We start from the raw sequence: 18,444 nt of genomic DNA on the forward strand, positions 1-18,444 counted from the left end.
CACCTTAGTGACCAAGTTCCCTCACGACCTACTGAGATGCACCGATCCGAATTCATGACCCGACACGCTAAGTCGCTTGCCAAACTGGTCCTCTGCTTTATCGCTGTCTCGATCCCGGGAACTTCTTCTGCGACCGAACCATGGGCCGACTCATCGCTGCCGATCGAGAAGGACTTGGCCATTTGGCTCGATGCTTCGCGGATCAATGCCGGGATTGCTGCGGCAAACGGAAACGAACTGAAAAACAAGCAGACGGTTTCCGTTTGGCCTGACGCATCGGGCAACGGCCGTGACGTCATCCAATCCGATGCTAGTCGCCGGCCACGCTTTATCACGGGTGATGACTTCCAAGCGGTGCGGTTTGGTGGTGCCGAACAGTGTTTGCAGCGAACGGCGTCCCAATGGCAAGCAAACGAACTGACGGTGTTTGTTGTTGCGGCAACGTATTCAAACCCCGATGCGTTTTCAGGCTGGCTGTCATTCAGCAGCAACGACACAAACGATTACTTGTCAGGACTCAATATCGATCAAACGACGGGATCTCCGGCGACATTGCAGGTGATCAGCGTCGAAGGAGCTGGGCAAGCCGGTGCAAGCAACTTACTGACGAACTCGCATCGTTATGGTGAAGTCGTCCAATTTTGCTTACGAACCGTTCCTGGCAGCACGACATTGTGGCTTAACGGCCAACAACAAGGCTCGCGCGACCGCGCCGACAACTCCCCGATCTCGCTCGAAAACTTCGTACTCGGCGCCAGACGATTTACGCACGGCGGGCCACCAGAACCACGCGGATTTTTTCATGGTGACATCGCCGAAGTGTTGGTCTACTCACGCGGGCTGGATCACGCGGAACGAGAATCGATTCAGCGTTATTTGGAACACCAATATGCTTCCGTCCCGGACCAACCGATCATTGGGATCGACAACGGCGGCAAACCGCTCGCTCGCGTAAAACCATCGATCCCGGTCCAAGTCTTTCGTCCAGGTTTTCGTGTTCGCAAGCTGCCTGTCGACCTGCCCAACATCAACAACATCCGTTACCGCGAAGACGGACAATTGATTGCCTTGGGATATGACGGCAATGTTTGGAAACTCAGCGACAGCGACGATGACGGGCTGGCCGACCAAGCGGACTTGTTTTGGAAGAACCAGGGACAACTTCGTGCCCCGATCGGGATGGCGTTGACGCCGCCTGGATACTCCAAGGGCAACGGGCTGTTTATCGCCGCGAAAGGCAAGTGCACCTTGTTGGTCGACACCGACAACGACGACTTCGCGGACAAAGAAATCATTGTCGCCGATGGCTGGAACGAGATCGCGAACCACGTCGATGCCCTTGGCGTCGCGGTCGACCCCGAGGACGAAAGCGTCTTCTTCGGACTGGGAACGACCGACTATGTAGACGGCTACCTCATCAACGATGACGGCGTTGCCGAATACACGGTCGACAATGACCACGGCAACATCATCAAGGTTGCACCGGATTTCAAGTCACGCGAGATTTACTCCACCGGCATCCGTTTTCCGGTCGGGTTGCATTTCAATCGCCAAGGCGACTTGTTCTGCACCGACCAAGAAGGCGCCACTTGGCTTCCCAATGGCAATCCGTTTGATGAGTTCCTTCATCTTCAAAAAGGGCGACACTACGGATTCCCACCACGCCATCCAAAGCACTTGCCCGACGTGATCGACGAACCGAGCACGTACGACTACAAGCCACAGCACCAATCCACCTGCGGGTTCTGTTTTAACGAGCCGGTTAATGCCAACGGCCGAACCTTTGGCCCCGAGCGTTGGACCGGCGACGCATTCGTCACCGGATACTCCCGAGGCAAACTGTATCGCACCGAACTTGTCAAAACCGGCGAGGACTACGTCGCACGGAACGAGCTGTTTGCGTGCTTGAATCAGTTGACGGCGGATTGTTGCATCACGCCTGACGGAGGCTTGTTGGTGGCCTGCCACAGCGGCGGCCCCGATTGGGGAAGCGGACCGGCGGGGCGTGGAACGCTGTTCAAAATCGAATACGCCCAAGATGAAACCGCGCAACCCGTCCTCGCATGGCCATCTGGACCACGTGAAGTTCGTATCGAATTCGATCACCCGGTTGATCCAGAACAGCTGCAACGCTTGGCCGCATCAATCGATATCACGGCTGGCGAATTTGTCGGTGCCGGCGATTCATTCGAATCCTTGTGGCCGGGGTATGCGGTCGTTCAAGGCCAACACCGGACCCCGCGTCATGACATCCGAGTGTACTCTGCCCAGCTCACAAGCGATCGTCATGCCTTGCTGCTTGCGACTGATCCACTGGACGCGGCGGTCAGCTATGCCGTCAGTATCCCGCTGGCGAATTCACCTGACGCATCCGATGACAGCTTGCCGCAACAATTGCAACTCGATTTAGCATTCAACATGACTGGCACGTTGGCCGAATTTAAACGTGACAACAAAGTCCTGTGGAGCGGTTGGCTTCCGTCAGTTGATTTAGCAGTCAGTCGCGAGTGGACCGCAGGCTCTGCCTTTCATGATCAGCTTTGGACGTTGCTGGACGAATCGAAAAAGCAGAACGCCAACGGCCAACTGACCATGAATAGCAAACTTGACCTTGAGCAGCTCCTACGTCCGGTGGTCCAGCCCGGATCGAAACTCGATTTCCAATGGCCCGATGAAATTGTCACCGTCGATGTCAATCAAAATGTCACGCTGGCGATAAGTGATGGCGACGCAAGCCAACGCGTATTCACGGGTATCGACCAGCTTGTTCCTGTCACCTTATCAGCACTACTCCCGTCCGACGAAACGGTTTCGACGGCGATACGTTACAGCACCAATGAAGACAGTCGCTGGCGACCGCTTCCGCCCAGCCGAAGCTACCTGCCTTGGGTGACAGAGCAATCTTCTGCTGATTCGGAAATTGCGATGGTCCCCGAAGAAATCGCTGGCGGCGATTGGAACGCAGGATATGAACTGTTTCATCACGCACAAACCGGTTGCGCCAAGTGCCATACCGTCAACGGCAAAGGCGGACAGATTGGCCCCGATCTGTCGAACCTGATCCACCGTGACTATGCCAGTGTCTATCGCGACGTGACGCAGCCAAGCTTCGCGATCAATCCAGACTACCTGGTATCAACACTGCTGCTCGAAGACGGGCGAGTCTTGACCGGTTCGATACGCACCGTGGAAGGAAAACTGCATGTTGGCGACAGCAATGGCAAAACAACAATCATCGATCCCGATGAAGTAGAGCGTTTGCAACCGTCGCTGAAATCGATCATGCCAGAAGGTCTGTTGGACCAGTACTCGCCTCAGCAAATTCGCGATCTAATGACGTTCCTGCTGACTCACGCCCCGGCAGAACCCGAACAACCGATTGACGGTCGCTAAGCAACTATACTCAGGTTGTCCCCGCCCCTTTCAACACAATCCAGACCTATGACCAAGCACGTCCCACGCCGTTCTGCGCTTAAAACACTCGGTGCCAGCAGCGCATTGCTGGGGCTAGCAGATTCGACCGCTGCACAGGAACCTGCCGCGGCAAACTCGTCTGCAATTGCGACGACTGACCAACCAGTCGTCAATTGGGCAGACACACATGACCGTGTCTGGCTAGCGGGGAACTGTTGGGCGAACCCGATGGAAGATTGGGTGATTCGTGACGGTGCCGCCGAGTGCACCTCGGCGGGTGGAGACCGGAACGTGCACTTGATCACACATCAATTGACCGATCCTACAAAGCCGTTTCACACCAGCGTGATCATTTCGCAAGTCGAGCTCGCTGGCAATGACGATGGCGTTGGATTCCGTCTTGGTGTGCAAAGCGACCTGAACGAACACCGTAGCAACGTGTTTGCCAAGAACGGCATCAAAGCAGGACTTCAAGACGGCGAACTGTTTATCAAAAACAAGCGTGTCGTGGTCGAAGGCACCAAGTCCCCACAAGACATTCGGCTTCAACTGGTTGGTGAACCTGCAGGTGATGAAGTCAAGCTTTCGTTGACGGCATTTAAATCCACCCAGGATAACGCCGCCGATACCGAACTCGGACACGTCAGCATCAACGTCGCGAAAGACGGGGTGCTAGGTAATATCGCGATTGCCAACAGTTTTGATCCACAGTTTCGCAACCAACAAGGCGCACGGTATCGCTTTCGTGATTGGCAAGTCGGTGGTGAAGCCTTTTCTGTCGATCCCGATCGTACGTTTGGTCCGATCCTCTGGACGATGTACTCACTCAGCGACACACGCACCGACGAAGGATTCGTACTCAAGCTGTCTGCATTGACGGGGCCTCTCGGTGAGGCGGATAACAAAGACCTCGAACTGCAATTCCAAGACGGAAGCGATTGGACGACCGCCGGAACGGCAACACTGGACACCGATGCCTGGACCGCAACCTTCCGAATCGCCAATTGGGATGCCTCCAAATCTGTCACCTACCGCGTGGTTTATCGCGAGAAGCACCCCAGTGGCAAAGAGACCGAGTCGACTTGGTCAGGAACGATTCGCCCCAACCCAACCGGCCGCCCGTTGCGAATGGGTGCGCTCACGTGCCAAAACGACTACGCGTTTCCGTATGAGCCCGTCGCCGAGAACGTCGTCAAGCTGGATCCCGACCTGCTGTATTTTTCGGGCGACCAGCTTTACGAAAACCATGGCGGCTACGGCATCATCCGCCGCCCTGCCGACCGAGCGATCCTGAATTACTTGCGAAAGTACTACCAATTCGGTTGGTCGTTCCGTCATGCGATGAAGGACCGACCGACGATCTGCTTGCCCGACGACCACGATGTTTTCCAAGGCAACGTCTGGGGCGAAGGCGGCGCGCCGATGGACGTCGAATCAGGCGGTGCGTCATCAAATGGCGGGTACATCGAACCGGCGCGTATGGTCAACGTCGTTCACAAAACCAACTGCGCGCATCACCCAGACGCTTATGATCCGACGCCCTGTAAACAAGACATCAGTGTGTATTACGGCGACATGGTGTATGGCGACGTCGGATTTGCGATCATCGCGGACCGGCAATGGAAAAGCGGCCCACAGCGTGTCGATACGGGTTCCGGCCGAGCCGACCACTTGGCCGATCCAGACATCGATCCGCTAAAACTAGACAAACCTGGACTGGAACTGCTCGGCGAACGCCAGCATCTCTTCCTGAAAGATTGGGCGGCGGATTGGCGTGGACATTCCATTAAAGTCCTACTTAGCCAGACGGTATTCGGTGGAGTCGCCACACACCACGGCGGATACAACGGTTACCTGGTCGCCGACTTGGATTGCGGCGGCTGGCCCCAAACGCAACGTGACAACGCAATCCGTATCGCCGCGAATGCGAAACCACTGCACATCAACGGTGACCAACACCTGACGTCGCTGGTCCAGTACGGCGTCGACAAACAACGCGATAGTTTTTGGTCGTTCTGCACACCGGCGATCGCGGTCGGATACCCACGCTGGTGGCGCGCAGACGAAGTCGGCATGCCTCACGAAAACCGGCCCAAACACGGGATGGAAAACACAGGCGAGTACTTGGACGGACTTGGCAACAAGATCTACGTGTACTCGGTTGGCAATCCGATCGTTCCGACCGCGAAAAACCGCTACGAGAAAGCTCACCAAAAAGCGAGTGGCTTTGGGTACGTTGTCATCGATCCGAAAGAACGCACCTACACGATCAACTCGTTTCGATTCCTTGTCGATGTGACCGATGGCAATCCCGAAAACCAATTTCCCAATTGGCCAGTCACGATACACCAAGACGAAAACGGCGGCGCCAATCGGATTTCATAGCAGCCGTTTGACGTCGTTTGCCGCAAATTGCGAGACGTTCGGATCAGTCACCTTGTCGCCGAGCATGACCGCTCGATCGAGCTGCCTGCGGCTGGTCATCGACGCTCATTCCCCACGATTCAACTTTGTGCTTCCAATCCTTGACCAACGAACCGGCCAAGAACATCGCATTGGATGCATAGCGGGGCACCAAACGTTTTGGATCGCTTAGCATTCGATACGCCCATTCGGCGCCAATCTTTTGCCAGGCCTTGGGTGCACGCTTGGCGGTGCCAGCGATAAAGTCAAACGATGCACCGAGTTGGATACTGACGGGCACGCCCAGCCGACGGTAGTGCTCATGAATCCAGCGTTCGCCTTTGGGTTGTCCGAAGGCGACGAGCAAGATTTCAGCCTTCGAATCACGAATGCGGTTTTCTTGAGCCTCTTGCTCTGCTTGTGACAATTCACGAAACGGCGGCGACTCGATTCCGGCAATTCGCATCCCCGGATAATCCCGTGCAAGTCGCTTCGCACAGGTTTCGGCAACCCCCTCAGCTCCGCCAAGGAAATAGATCCCCCAGCGGTTCTGGCTTGCCGCTTGTGCGAGCTTGAAAATCAGTTCGCTGCCCGCAACGCGTTCTGGCAGCGGATTCGGTCCAAGCTTGCTTCGCCAAACGATGGGCTGGCCGTCCGCCAGGATCAAATCTGCGTCACCGGTGATCGCCTGCAAATCGGACTCCTGCTCGTGCAGCATGACATAGTTCAGGTTTGCCGTGATGACGTAACTTGGCTCCCCGCGGCGAACAAGTTCTTCGATCCGTTGGACGGATTGCTTTAACGTCACACGGTCAAAGGGAACGTCCCACACGACGGTTCGGTCGAGCGGTGGAAGTGCATTGGGCGTATTTTTTGTTGGCTGCGGCGGCAGTACAACCGGGACGTAGGGAGCTGCAGTGGAAAATGAACCAGTCGGTTGAATGGACATAGGACGCTACGCAGTGAAAGACGCTGTGCGGTGATCGAAAATGTGTCGACGGAGGTCGCCAGAGGACAGAGGACGCAAAAGTCTAGGTCCCCGCTTCGCGTATTCGGCGAACCCGTTAAAGTTGACGTCTTTGGTGAATCAGCGACGCCCGCGATTTACCGATTGCACCGATTCGAACGATTGCACCGATCCCCACATGGAACGCCCAAAAGCCTTGTCTCCGATCACGATTGTCATCACCGTCGAAGGGCTCTCGACGGCGCCGCTGGGCTGCTATGGCAGCTCGATCGGCGAAACCCCAGCGATCGATGACGTGGCAGCCCGCGGCGTCGTGTTCGACCGCTGGACCAGCCCCATCGATCGTCCATCGGGGCTGATCCGTCACTGGCTGAAAAGCTGTGACGACCCAATCCAAAACGATGCGCCGGCATCGCTGTGCGTCACCGATGACGCTCAGCTGGACGAAGCCGACTTTGACCCGATCTTTGGTGAGGTGCGAAAACTCGATTCCAAATCCGGTGGAAGCATCGCGCCGAGTATCGAACGGACACAGCTTGCTCGAACCTTTTTCGAGCTGATGGACCACATCGATTCAGATACCGAACTGGCTTGGCTGCACACCGCGACACTGCGTGATAGCTGGGACTGGATCGAAGTCCCACTGCCTGATCCCGATGAAGACACCGAGCCTCCCAGCGAAGAATTCTCTGACGAGGAACCGGAACCGCCGATCGAGCCGTTGGTGCTGCCCGACAATGCGGACGTCCCCCACCTGGAACTCGACAGCGAAGGACACCCCGACCTGCTGTTTTCCTGGATGCAGCGATATGCAAACCAAGCGTTCGTGCTGGACACGATGATTGACGCCCTGGTGCAGTTTTTGGGCGAGCGACCGTTCACGATGATCATTGCGGGCGCCAGCGGATTTTCGCTTGGCGACAACCGCTGGATCGGCCATCACGCCGGACCGCTGCGAAGCGCTGACATACGGCTTCCGATGATCGTTTCTGGGACTTCACCACTGCGTGTCCCTTCGGTCACCTCAGCCGACCAGTTCGCGAACATCATTCGGGCCGCGATCGCCGGGCAATCCTGCATGACGCCCGCGGCATGGTCGCATCGCGACGAAGAATTCACGCCTCAGATCCACACGGACTCCGATCGTGCGACCAGCGCGATCACGACCGCATCTTGGTTTCTGGTCAGTGAAAACGACGACCCGATGCACGCCAAACTGTTCTTAAAGCCCGACGACTTGAACGACGTCAACGATGTGGCGCGGCTGAGACCGAACGTCGTCAATCAGTTACTGGCCGAAGAATCCGGCGATGACACGGCCGACTGATCTGAAGCTTCAGTCTCGGCTACCTTTGCCAGTTTCATTTTCAATCGCAGATGTGGTCCGCCACGACGAATGATCGGGCTGACCGCCGGCTGGTAGCCTTCGGCGACGATCCTAAATCGCATCACCGAAAAACCGCTGGTTCGTGGCCATTGAAGCAGGCCGTCTTTCATCTCGCGTTTCAGATTGTCGCGCCAGCGGATCGTTGCTTTTCCATCGTCGTCGGTCGAGATCGATCCGGGGATCACGGTAAACGCAGCGATCGGTAGCCCGCTCTCGGAATCGACGACGGGGCCTTCCATCAGCCACTTTGCACGCGAAGCGGCATCGATGTTTTCGACCGCCGGCAGGGCCGGCGACTGAGCCGGTGACTGAGCCGGCGACAATGGTGGCTCGGCGGTGGCAAGATTGCTACCGAAACAGACAGCCGCAAACAGCGATGGGATGACGAGTTGGAGCACGAAACGTTTCATTGCGACCACCGGAGAGGAAACGGAACGGACAGTGTAGTCCGATCACAAGTTCGATTCACCCGTTTCCCCTCGTTCGATTCTCCCGCCGAAGTCGTCAACTCGCGGGCTATTCCAAAACGACCAACAGGTCGCCGGCTTCGACCTGGGTGCCGGCCGGCGTCTGGATCGATTTGACGGTGCCTGATTTTGGCGCGTTGATGGTCGTTTCCATCTTCATCGCTTCGAGGACCATCAGCTTTTGCCCTTCCTTAACCTTGTCGCCTTCGGAGGCGGCGACGGTGATCACCATACCGGGCATGCTGGCGGCGACTTGGTTGGAATCGCTTGGGTCGGCTTTAACCGCTTTCTTGGTCTCCGGCTCTAGCGACTTGTCGACGACAGTGACTTCACGCGGCTGGCCGTTCAGTTCGAAGAACACCGTTCGCGTGCCATCGGGGTGCGGCTGACCGACGGCCAGGAACTTCACGATCAGGCGTTTACCTTTTTCGATGTCGACGGCGATTTCTTCGCCGTGCTGTTGGCCATAGAAAAAGTTTGGTGTCGGCAGCTTCGAAACGTCACCGTACTTGCGGAAGTGCTCGGCAAAGTCTTTGAAGACCTTCGGATACAGCAGCTCGGTGACTCCCAGCTGATCAGTCGCAGGCTCGTTGATTAATTCAGATGCGGTTTTGCGAGCAGCTTCGACATCGGCATCCGGCATCGATTCACCGGGACGATCCAGCACAGGGGCCTGGTCACCCAAAACCTTCTTGATGACTGGCTCGGGGAAGCCTCCTGGTGGCTGTCCCATACGGCCACCGATCAAGTCGATAACGCTGGCAGGATAGGCCAAGGCTTTTTCGCTGCTCAGAACATCGGCGGCCGACATTTCGTTTGCGACCAGGAACAACGCCATATCGCCGACCGCTTTACTGGTCGGTGTGACTTTGACGATGTCACCGAACAAGCGGTTCACGTCCGCATACGCCTTGCAAACTTCGGCCCAACGGTCCGACAACCCGAGGGCGCGTGCCTGTTGGAACAGGTTGGTGTATTGACCACCTGGCATTTCGTGTTCGTACAAGTCGCCGGTTGCCGGCAACACATAACTTTCGAACGGCAGGTAGAACTCACGTGCGGCTTGCCAGTAGGTCGCGATCTTAGTCAACGCTTCCGTTTGCAAGGTGCTTTCACGTGGCGTGTCACGCAGGGCTTCGACGAGCGAGTTCAAGTTCACTTGGCTGGTACCGCCCGACATCGGCGCGAATGCCGCGTCGGCGATCTGCAATCCCTCGTCGGCGGCGGCCAAGATCGTTGACGCTTGGATGCCGGCGGTGTCGTGGGTGTGCAAGTGAATCGGGATGCCGACTTCTTCACGCAAAGCTCGGACCAGGGTGATGGCGGCTTTGGGTTTCAACAGGCCAGCCATGTCCTTGATCGCCAACAAGTGCGCGCCCATCTTTTCGAGCTGCTTGGCGAGGTCGACATAGTACTGCAAGTTGTACTTCGTCCGTTTCGGATCTTGCAGGTCGCCGGTGTAGCAGATCGAGGCTTCGCAAATCCCGCCTTCTTCGATCACAGCCTCCATGGCGACTTTCATGTTCTGTTGCCAGTTCAGTGCGTCGAACACGCGGAACACGTCCATGCCGGCTTGAACGGCTTCGCGAACGAACAGTCGCACGACGTTGTCGGGATAGTTCGTATAGCCGACGGCATTGCTGGCCCGCAGCAGCATCTGGGTCAGGATGTTCGGCACCGCTTCACGGAGATCCGCCAACCGCTGCCAAGGCGATTCTTTCAGGAACCGCATGCTGGTGTCAAACGTCGCACCGCCCCACATTTCCAGCGAGAACAGCTGCGGGGCAAGCTGTGCATACGCCGGTGCGATTTGAAGCATGTCATAAGTTCGAACGCGGGTCGCCAACAATGACTGATGCGCGTCACGCATTGTCGTGTCGGTCATCAGCAGACCCTTTTGCTTTCCGATCCATTCGACCAAGCCCTTCACGCCCGACTCTTTGAAGATGTCCTTGGTGCCCTTGGGCAGCTCAGCCTTGCGGTCGACATCGGGGACCGGTGCGGCATGGCGGCGTGTCGCTTCGGGACGGCCGTTGACCAGCTCGTTTCCGTTGACGATGGTCTCGCCAAGGAACGTCAACAGACGCGTCGCACGGTCACGTCGGCGAGGCAATTCGAACAGCTCTGGCGTGCTGTCGATCATCCGCGTGGTCGCTTCGCCCGCCAAGAAGGTCGGGTGATTGATCAGCTTCAGCAAAAATGGAATGTTGGTTTTCACGCCGCGAATACGGAATTCCTGCAAGCAGCGGTCCATCCGCGAGGCCGCGTGTGCGAGCGAGGATGCCCGTGCGGTTACCTTGACCAACATCGAGTCGTAAAACGGGTTCACGACCGCACCACTGAACGCGGTACCGGCATCCAAGCGAATGCCCAAACCGGCCGCCGAACGATAGTGGCTGATCCGCCCATAGTCGGGACGGAATTGGTTTTCCGGGTCTTCGGTTGTCACGCGACACTGCATCGCGAAGCCGGTGGTGCGGATGTCTTCTTGGGCCGGGATACCCAACACTTCGTCGGTCAGCTTATGACCTTGGGCGATCAAAATCTGCGAACGCACAATGTCGATACCGGTGACTTCTTCGGTCACAGTGTGTTCGACTTGGATCCGTGGGTTGACTTCGATGAAGAAGAACTGGTTCGAATCGGTATCGAGCAGGAACTCGACCGTTCCGGCGTTTTCGTAGCACGACCCGTCCATCCCGACAGCCTTGCCGATTTCCAAAGCGGCTTGGCAAAGCCCGTCGCGGACTTCGGGTTTCAGATTGGGTGCGGGCGCCAATTCGACGACTTTTTGGTGACGACGTTGAACGCTGCAGTCGCGCTCATACAGGTGCAGCAGGTTAGTGCCGTCACCGATGATTTGAACTTCGATGTGGCGGGCGTGTTCGACAAAACGCTCCAAGAACACTTCGTCGCTGCCGAACGCGGTCGCGGATTCACGCATCGCCGCTTCCAACTGGCCGGGCAGTTCTTCCGCCGACTTGACGATTCGCATACCGCGTCCGCCGCCACCGTGAGCCGCTTTCAGCATCACGGGATAGCCCATCGAACCGGCCAACTCGAGTGCTTCTTCGGCGGTTTTCAGCGGCTTGTTTTTGCCGCCCAAAACCGGCACGCCAGCTTTTTCGGCTAGCTCGCGGGCGGACATTTTGTCGCCCAACTGTTTCAACGAATTGACGCTTGGTCCGACAAAAACGATGCCCGCGGCGCCAAGAGCTTCGGCAAAGCCCGGTCGCTCGGAAAGGAATCCGTAACCGGGGTGCACCGCGTCCACATCGTGCTTCTTACACAGCGCAACGATCGCGTCGATGTTCAGGTACGAACGGATCGGCTCGCCAGCTTCGCCAATCTGATAGGCCTCGTCCGCTTTGAAGCGGTGCAGCGCGTACCGGTCCTCGTGCGAATAGATCGCGACGGTACGGATGCCAAGCTCGGATGCACTTCGGAAAACGCGGGTGGCAATTTCGCTTCGGTTAGCGACGAGCAGTTTCTTGAAAGGCCGAATCGTCATGGGCGACTGGATCTGTAGGAAAACAAGCGGTGTGGACGGACAAAGTGCGGCGGGAGACTTTCCCCCCGCCGTCACGCAATGGTAGCCGATGGGATGCACAACGACAGCACGGCATGCGGCTATTCGTGTGGTTCATCGTCGATTGCAGGCATCAAACTTGACCGCGACCGACCAGACGGACCGTCGATCGGAGCATCTCGTTTGATTCCGCGAAAAATTATTCGGCGCCCGGCAACCGGTGGGTCACCCGACCATCCCATGCGACCGCGGGCGGATCACCAGCCCAAAACGTAGGCAAAGATCAGCGGCGCGACGATCGTGGCATCGCTTTGCACCATGAACTTTGGCGTGTCACGCGACAGTTTCTCCCACGTGATTTTCTCGTTGGGAACCGCACCGCTGTATCCGCCATAGCTGGGCTGGGCGTCGCTGATCTGGCAGAAATACGACCACAGCGGGATGTCCAGCTTTAAATCCTGACGCATCATCGGGACCACGCAAATCGGGAAGTCGCCGGCGATCCCCCCGCCGATCTGGAAGAACCCGATCGGGTGTTTCGCCGAAGTCTCTTGGTACCACTCCGACAAACGCTGCAGTTGCACGGTGCCGTGGTGCATCGCGGCGTGCGTCGACAAACTTCCGTCGATCACGCGGGCGGTGAAGATATTTCCCATGGTGCTGTCTTCGACGCCGGGAACATAAACCGGTATGCCGGCGTCCTTTGCCGCGGCCAACCAGCTGTTCTCGCGTGGAACTTGGAAATGCTGCGGCAGATCGGGATCGTCCAGCAATTCGAACATGAATTCCGCTGGGGTCCGCGGCTTGCCTTCCGCGGCCGCCCGCTTCCACAGGTTCAACAAGCGAGCCTCGATATGCCGCATCACCGTTTCGGGAATGCAGGTGTCGGTGACGCGGTTGAATCCTTCGTCGAGCAGCTTTTCTTCGTCGTCGGCCGACAGTGCCCGCCAGTCTTCGATGACGCGGTATTCGTCATGGGCGACCAAGTTGAAAATGTCTTCTTCCAGGTTGGCGGCGGTGCAGGTGACCGCATGGACCTTGCCCTGGCGAATCATTTCGGCCAGCGACAGCCCCAATTCGCCGGTGCTCATCGCCCCCGCCAGCGTGACCATCATCCGCCCGTCTTTCGCATCGATAAATTCACGGTACGCCTTGGCCGCCGCCAAAGTCTCGCGGGCGTTGAAGTGACGGTAATGCTGTTCCAAAAAGTCGCTAACGTTCAACGGTCACTCCGTCGTGGCTAAAAGGTCAGTGGTCCCAATCAGGTGGCCGGCATTATTGCGGCAAGCGGGACTTTAATTGAGCGATCAGATCGTATTTTTCGCGATCGGTCGAGCGTTCGAGTGCCTGCGTCAATCCGATCATGAATTCTGCGTAATCGTTGTGCCAGTCATGGGCCACATGGTCAAGGTCCAATCGTGGCTCGGCGACGCCTTTCGAAAGCGGTCCCGTCCCCGGTTTCAGCTCGTAGGTCTCGTCAAAGGTCGGCATGTGAATCCGCTCGACGTCCAAACCACGTTCGCCCAACAGATCACGCAACATCGCCCGTGCGTCGTCTTCACCATGGTTCAGGAACAACCCGCCGTTGATCGGGCAACGGGCCAGAATCCAATCGAGCAGTTCCTGTTGGTCGGCATGGGCCGAATAATTGCCGAGGCTGCGGATGTTAGCGCGGACTTTGTACGTCGCACCGTGAATTCGCACTTCTTTGGCACCACTGCTGATGATGTGCCCGAGTGTCCCTGGCGATTGATAACCGACGAACAACACCGTGCACTCCGGCCGATGGATGTTGTAGCGCAGGTGATGCTTGATCCGTCCGGCGTTGCACATCCCGCTGGCGGAAATGATGATCGCACCGCGTTTGATCGCGTTGACCGCCTTGCTCTCTTCGAGCGACTGGACCAAGTGAAATTGTTCGTGCCGGAATAACTTCTCTTCGTCGACTTCGACGTCTTCGAGCTCGCCAGCGTATTTCATGAACACCTCGGTCGCGCGGCGTGCCATAGGCGAATCCAAATACACGCTCGCTTGTGGGATCTCGCCGTTGGCAAGCAAGTAACCGATGTCGTGCAACAACTCTTGGCTGCGTTCGACCGCGAACGAAGGGATCACGACGTTGCCACCACGGCCAAGTGCTTCGACCAGCTCGTCACGGATTGCCGCACGTCGACGTGCCAAGGTGTAATCGTCGCGGTCGCGATTGCCATACGTCGATTCGCAAACGATGTAGTCGTAGCCGACCGGCGCATCGGGACCGGGGTGAAACACCTTTTCCTCTGGCCCCAAATCGCCAGAGAACAACAGCGTCAACGGAGTGTCATTTCCTTCGTCGATCTGCAACTCAATCGATGCCGACCCCAACAAGTGACCGGCGTTCCAAAACCGAGCCTTGATGCCGTCTTCCGGACCGAACCAGCTTTCATAAGGCTGATGATTGAACAGCTTGAGCGTCGCTTCGGCGTCCTCGATGGTGTAAATCGGCTTGACCATCGACAGCCCACGCCGTCGCCGCTTGGTGTTGTGCCGCTTGACGCCGGACTCTTGAATATGCGCCGAATCCGGCAGCATGAATTTCAGCAAGTCATACGTCGGCTCGGTCGCATAGATCCGCCCCTTAAATCCCTGCTTGACCAGTTTTGGCAATAGTCCCGAGTGATCGATATGGGCATGGGTCAAAAGCAAGAAATCGATCTTCGTCGGATCGAACGGGAACGATTCATAATTCAACTCTTGCGTCGTTTTGCTGCCTTGAAACAAACCGCAATCGATTAAGAAACGATGTGAACCGGTTTCGATCAACGAGCAAGAACCGGTGACCGTGCCCGCCGCGCCGCAGAACGTCAATTTGGCCATGAATACAGAACCGCCTGGATTGAATTACCTAGAGACACGCGATCGATCAAAAGATGTCGCGACCACGCTGTTGAACATACCATTGCCACACCATCCGCGTGGCAATGCTGCGCAGCGGCCGCCAAAGTTCCGCCCTTTCGATGATCTGATCATTGCCGGCGTATTCACATTGATCGATCTCGCCCAAGCCTTTGACGAAAGCCAAATCACCCACCGGCAAGATATCCGGACGTAGCAACCCCATCATCATGAACACGTCCGCAGACCAATTGCCCAGCCCCTTTCGCTGGACGATCAACTCGCGAACGCGTTCATCGGGCAAACGACTGAGCGAATCGACTTTAAAAACGCCCGACACACAGTCTCGCGCCAAGCCGACGGCGTAATGAGCTTTCTGACGGCTGAATCCGAGTTGCCGTAGGCCGTCTTCATCGAGTTCAAGAATGCTTTGCGGCGAAACACGCCCGCCACAATGTGCCGTCAGCTTGTCGTTGGTCGACTTCGCCGACTCGACCGAAACCTGCTGCTCCAGAATGATATGCACCAGCGTCGCAAACGTGGCCGGCCGCCGCAGCAGTGGCGGCGGCCCAAACCGATCCAAGACGGTTTGCAGTGCCGGATCGCGTTTGGCGAGCTCGACCGCCCCTGCGGCGATCGCTTGCTTCGTTAATCGGATCGGCTTTTCAGTTCCACGTGATTGGCGACGTGGCGTTTCGGTCAAAGGAGTTCGTCCAGTTCTTTTGTCAGTTGCTTGAAGCGGTCCAGTGTCGTCTTCACCGGTTCAGGGCTTTCCATGTCGACGCCCGCGTCACGCAACAAGTCCAACGGATCTTTGCTGCAACCGCCCGACAAGAACTTTAGATAGTCGTCCAGTTCGGCCTGGCCGCCTTCGAGCACGCGGCGTGACAACGCGACCGCGGCACTCAGCCCCGTGGCATACTTGTAAACGTAAAACGCGCGATAGAAGTGCGGGATGCGGAAGCATTCCAGCTCCAGTTCTTTGTCGACCACAAAGTCTGGTCCGAAGTACGCGTCGAGCAGTTCACGATACACCGCTCGCATCGAAGCGACCGTCAGTGGCTCGCCCGCTTCGGCCATCTCGTGGGTGCGTTTTTCGAACTCGGCAAACATCGTCTGACGCACAACGGTTGCACGAATCCCGTCCAGCTCGTTGTTGATCAGAAACGCGCGTTCGGCATCGCTGGTCGCATTTTTCAGCAAATGCTCGGTGAGCAGTTGCTCGTTGAACGTACTGGCAACTTCGGCGACAAAGATCGTGTAGTTGTAGTACTGAAACGGCTGATTGTTGGCCGAGTACCAGCTGTGCATCGAGTGCCCGGCTTCGTGCGTCAGCGTGTAAACGTCGTTCAACACGTCGGTTTTGAAATTCATCAAGATGTACGGTGCACCGTCGAAGGAACCGCAGCTGAACGCGCCACTTTGCTTGCCACGATTGGGATAGCGGTCCGCCCAGCGTCCACGCAGGCCCTTTTCGAGCACGGTGGTGTACTCATCGCCCAGTGGTGCCAGCGATTCGATCACCACGTTGACCGCTTGGTCCCACGTGTGTTCCTTTTTCATATCGCTCAGGATCGGAACGTACGTGTCGTAATGGTGAATGTCCGGCAGTTCCATCTTGCGGCGGCGGACGTCAAAGTATTCGTGCACGCTTGGCAGCGAGTCACGGACTGCCGAAATCAAATTGTCGTAAACACTGACCGGCACATTGTCGGGGAACAACGCGCCGTGCAACGCGCTTTCGTGGTTGCGAGCGCGAGCATAGTACACGTCGCTGTGAATACTGCCCGCCAGCGTCGCGGCCAATGTGTTTTCGTGCTCTTCGATTTCTTTGTAATACTGCTGAAACGCTTCACGTCGGACTTTGCGTTTCGGCTTGTGCAACATTTGGATGAACGTCGCGTGCGACAACTCTTGCTCATTGCCTTCTTCGTCTTTGACCGTTCCGAATCGAAGATCGACGTCGTTCAATTGGCGGAACGCGTTTCCGGCGGCAGATGCCATCTCGCCCTGCATCGCGAGCAATCGTTCTTCACGATCGGTCAGCGTGTGGGGGCGACGGCGGAGCAAGCGTTCCAGTTCCAACCGGTACGGTTCGAGCAAGGGATCGGCAACCAGCGTGTCCATCGTCTCTGGCTCGATCGCCAACAGTTCCGGCGACCAGTAGCTGCCCGCTTGGCTGGCGCGGACGGCCAAGTTCTGGAACCGCGACTTCATCGCTTGGTAGTCGCTGTTGCCTTGATCCTCGGTCGTTTTCAGAAACGCGTAAATCGCGACGCGTTCGCTGTCCCGAGAAAACTGGTTGTCGAATTCCATCGCTTCGCGAAGCACCGCTGCCGATTCACCGAGACGGCCTTTGAAGGTTTCGTAGGTCGCGATTTTTCCATCCAAAGCCTTAAACGCTTCTTCCCATTGCTCGTCGTTTTCGAACAAGGTCGAAAGGTCCCAGCAATCCTCGGCAGAAACTTCGGATCGTGGCGGCAATTTGGATGCAGTTGGCGAAGCGGTAGACATATTGGGCTTATTGGAAAAGGAATTGACGAAGAAACGGTTAGAGTCGAGCATCGGCACAAGGGCACGATTACTTGAACGACTCGTCTGGGCCGGGAAAACTGCCGTCCTCGACGGATTGCCGAAAGGCCTCCGCCGCTTGGCGGATGGTTTCACCGACCGAAGCATAGGTCCTAACGAACTTGGGAGTGTATCCGGCCGTCAGCCCGATGAGATCGTGGGTCACGAGAACTTGCCCCGTCGTCCCACCGCCGGCACCAATCCCAATGGTCGGCACCGAAACCGCGTCGTGAATGGCCGCGGCAACGCTCTCTGGCACGCACTCGATCAAAACTGCAAACGCCCCGGCACTTTCCGCAGCTTTGGCGTCGTGAATTAGCTTTTCCTGTTCGCGCTGAACGCGGTAGCCGCCATCGACGTGAATGTTTTGCGGCCGTAAACCGACATGCGCCATCACGGGAATTCCCGCAGTCACCATCGCTTCGATACGCGGTGCCTGTTCGGCGCCGCCTTCCAACTTGACCGCGTGACACTTGGTTTCCTGCAGCACACGGGCGCCGGCTTCGATACTGCGGCTGACCTGTAACTGGCCTTCGGGGAACGGCAAATCGACCACCACCATGGCTCGTTTGGCAGCCCGTCCGACCATTTCGGAGTGATAGATCATCTGATCCATCGTCGCCGGCAGCGTGGTTTCGTGCCCGCCCACGACCATCGCCACCGTGTCGCCAACCAGTAAGATGTCGATACCGGCTTCGTCGAGAAATTTTGCCGTCGGGAAATCGTAAGCCGTCAGCATTGAAATCGCTTGCCCCCGCTCACGACGGAGCTGCAGCGATCGTGTCGTGATGCGTGACGGCGTATTGTCAGAACCCATTTCGTGCCTACTTCC

11 protein-coding genes are annotated in these 18,444 nt (G+C 57.1%); 3 read left to right on the forward strand and 8 right to left on the reverse strand.

The features are described 5' to 3' along the window. Nucleotides 1-54 precede the first annotated feature (54 nt). Both CGZ80_RS26590 and CGZ80_RS26595 read left to right on the forward strand, forming a co-directional pair. Nucleotides 55-3,393, forward strand: a complete 3,339-nt coding sequence (locus CGZ80_RS26590) for a c-type cytochrome (protein WP_158222864.1) — start codon at nucleotides 55-57, stop codon at nucleotides 3,391-3,393. A gap of 48 nt (nucleotides 3,394-3,441) precedes the next feature. Further along, entirely contained in the window at nucleotides 3,442-5,799 is a 2,358-nt protein-coding gene (locus CGZ80_RS26595; protein WP_094418713.1) for an alkaline phosphatase D family protein, read from the forward strand. Between the two features lie 43 nt (nucleotides 5,800-5,842). Here CGZ80_RS26595 and CGZ80_RS26600 read toward each other — a convergent pair whose 3' ends face one another. Further along, nucleotides 5,843-6,766 carry a WecB/TagA/CpsF family glycosyltransferase gene (locus tag CGZ80_RS26600; RefSeq protein ID WP_094418714.1) on the reverse strand — a complete coding sequence of 308 codons (924 nt, stop codon included), beginning with the start codon at nucleotides 6,764-6,766 and terminating at the stop codon, nucleotides 5,843-5,845. A 196-nt stretch (nucleotides 6,767-6,962) separates the two neighbouring features. On the opposite strand from CGZ80_RS26600, the gene CGZ80_RS26605 reads away from it, so the two are divergent. Then, the gene (locus CGZ80_RS26605; RefSeq protein WP_094418715.1) at nucleotides 6,963-8,111 is read left to right on the forward strand and encodes a hypothetical protein; all 1,149 of its coding nucleotides are present in this window, start codon (nucleotides 6,963-6,965) and stop codon (nucleotides 8,109-8,111) included. Here the strand turns inward: CGZ80_RS26605 and CGZ80_RS26610 are convergent. The 7 genes from CGZ80_RS26610 to panB all read right to left on the reverse strand — a co-directional run bounded on the left by CGZ80_RS26610 (nucleotide 8,069) and on the right by panB (nucleotide 18,429). Next, nucleotides 8,069-8,581 (reverse strand): hypothetical protein, encoded by a 513-nt coding sequence (locus CGZ80_RS26610; RefSeq protein ID WP_094418716.1) that lies wholly within the window; start codon nucleotides 8,579-8,581, stop codon nucleotides 8,069-8,071. The genes CGZ80_RS26605 and CGZ80_RS26610 overlap by 43 nt on opposite strands. A 106-nt stretch (nucleotides 8,582-8,687) precedes the next feature. Then, nucleotides 8,688-12,149, reverse strand: coding sequence for a pyruvate carboxylase (locus CGZ80_RS26615; RefSeq protein ID WP_094418717.1), 3,462 nt, complete (start codon nucleotides 12,147-12,149; stop codon nucleotides 8,688-8,690). Between the two features lie 275 nt (nucleotides 12,150-12,424). Further along, entirely contained in the window at nucleotides 12,425-13,390 is a 966-nt protein-coding gene (locus CGZ80_RS26620) for a deoxyhypusine synthase family protein (RefSeq protein WP_094418718.1), read from the reverse strand. 52 nt (nucleotides 13,391-13,442) lie between these two features. Next, nucleotides 13,443-15,023, reverse strand: a complete 1,581-nt coding sequence (locus tag CGZ80_RS26625) for an MBL fold metallo-hydrolase (protein WP_094418719.1) — start codon at nucleotides 15,021-15,023, stop codon at nucleotides 13,443-13,445. A 46-nt stretch (nucleotides 15,024-15,069) separates the two neighbouring features. Beyond that, entirely contained in the window at nucleotides 15,070-15,744 is a 675-nt protein-coding gene (locus tag CGZ80_RS26630; RefSeq protein WP_233148697.1) for a DNA-3-methyladenine glycosylase family protein, read from the reverse strand. Beyond that, complete coding sequence (gene pepF / locus CGZ80_RS26635; protein ID WP_094418720.1) at nucleotides 15,741-17,555, reverse strand: oligoendopeptidase F; 1,815 nt, start codon at nucleotides 17,553-17,555, stop codon at nucleotides 15,741-15,743. The genes CGZ80_RS26630 and pepF overlap by 4 nt, the downstream gene beginning before the upstream one ends. Nucleotides 17,556-17,622: 67 nt before the next feature. Next, entirely contained in the window at nucleotides 17,623-18,429 is an 807-nt protein-coding gene (panB, locus tag CGZ80_RS26640) for a 3-methyl-2-oxobutanoate hydroxymethyltransferase (protein ID WP_094418721.1), read from the reverse strand. Between the last annotated feature and the right edge of the window lie 15 nt (nucleotides 18,430-18,444).

The sequence above is a fragment of the Rhodopirellula sp. MGV genome (genome assembly GCF_002251265.1).
GTDB classification, from domain to species: domain Bacteria; phylum Planctomycetota; class Planctomycetia; order Pirellulales; family Pirellulaceae; genus Stieleria; species Stieleria baltica_A.

What these genes read in the sequence shown, in the direction of transcription:
- CGZ80_RS26590 (WP_158222864.1), top strand. Translation starts at nt 55, where the DNA reads ATGACCCGACACGCTAAGTCGCTTGCCAAACTGGTCCTCTGCTTTATC.
- CGZ80_RS26595 (WP_094418713.1), top strand. Translation starts at nt 3,442, where the DNA reads ATGACCAAGCACGTCCCACGCCGTTCTGCGCTTAAAACACTCGGTGCC.
- CGZ80_RS26600 (WP_094418714.1), bottom strand. Translation starts at nt 6,766, where the DNA reads ATGTCCATTCAACCGACTGGTTCATTTTCCACTGCAGCTCCCTACGTC.
- CGZ80_RS26605 (WP_094418715.1), top strand. Translation starts at nt 6,963, where the DNA reads ATGGAACGCCCAAAAGCCTTGTCTCCGATCACGATTGTCATCACCGTC.
- CGZ80_RS26610 (WP_094418716.1), bottom strand. Translation starts at nt 8,581, where the DNA reads ATGAAACGTTTCGTGCTCCAACTCGTCATCCCATCGCTGTTTGCGGCT.
- CGZ80_RS26615 (WP_094418717.1), bottom strand. Translation starts at nt 12,149, where the DNA reads ATGACGATTCGGCCTTTCAAGAAACTGCTCGTCGCTAACCGAAGCGAA.
- CGZ80_RS26625 (WP_094418719.1), bottom strand. Translation starts at nt 15,023, where the DNA reads ATGGCCAAATTGACGTTCTGCGGCGCGGCGGGCACGGTCACCGGTTCT.
- pepF (WP_094418720.1), bottom strand. Translation starts at nt 17,555, where the DNA reads ATGTCTACCGCTTCGCCAACTGCATCCAAATTGCCGCCACGATCCGAA.
- panB (WP_094418721.1), bottom strand. Translation starts at nt 18,429, where the DNA reads ATGGGTTCTGACAATACGCCGTCACGCATCACGACACGATCGCTGCAG.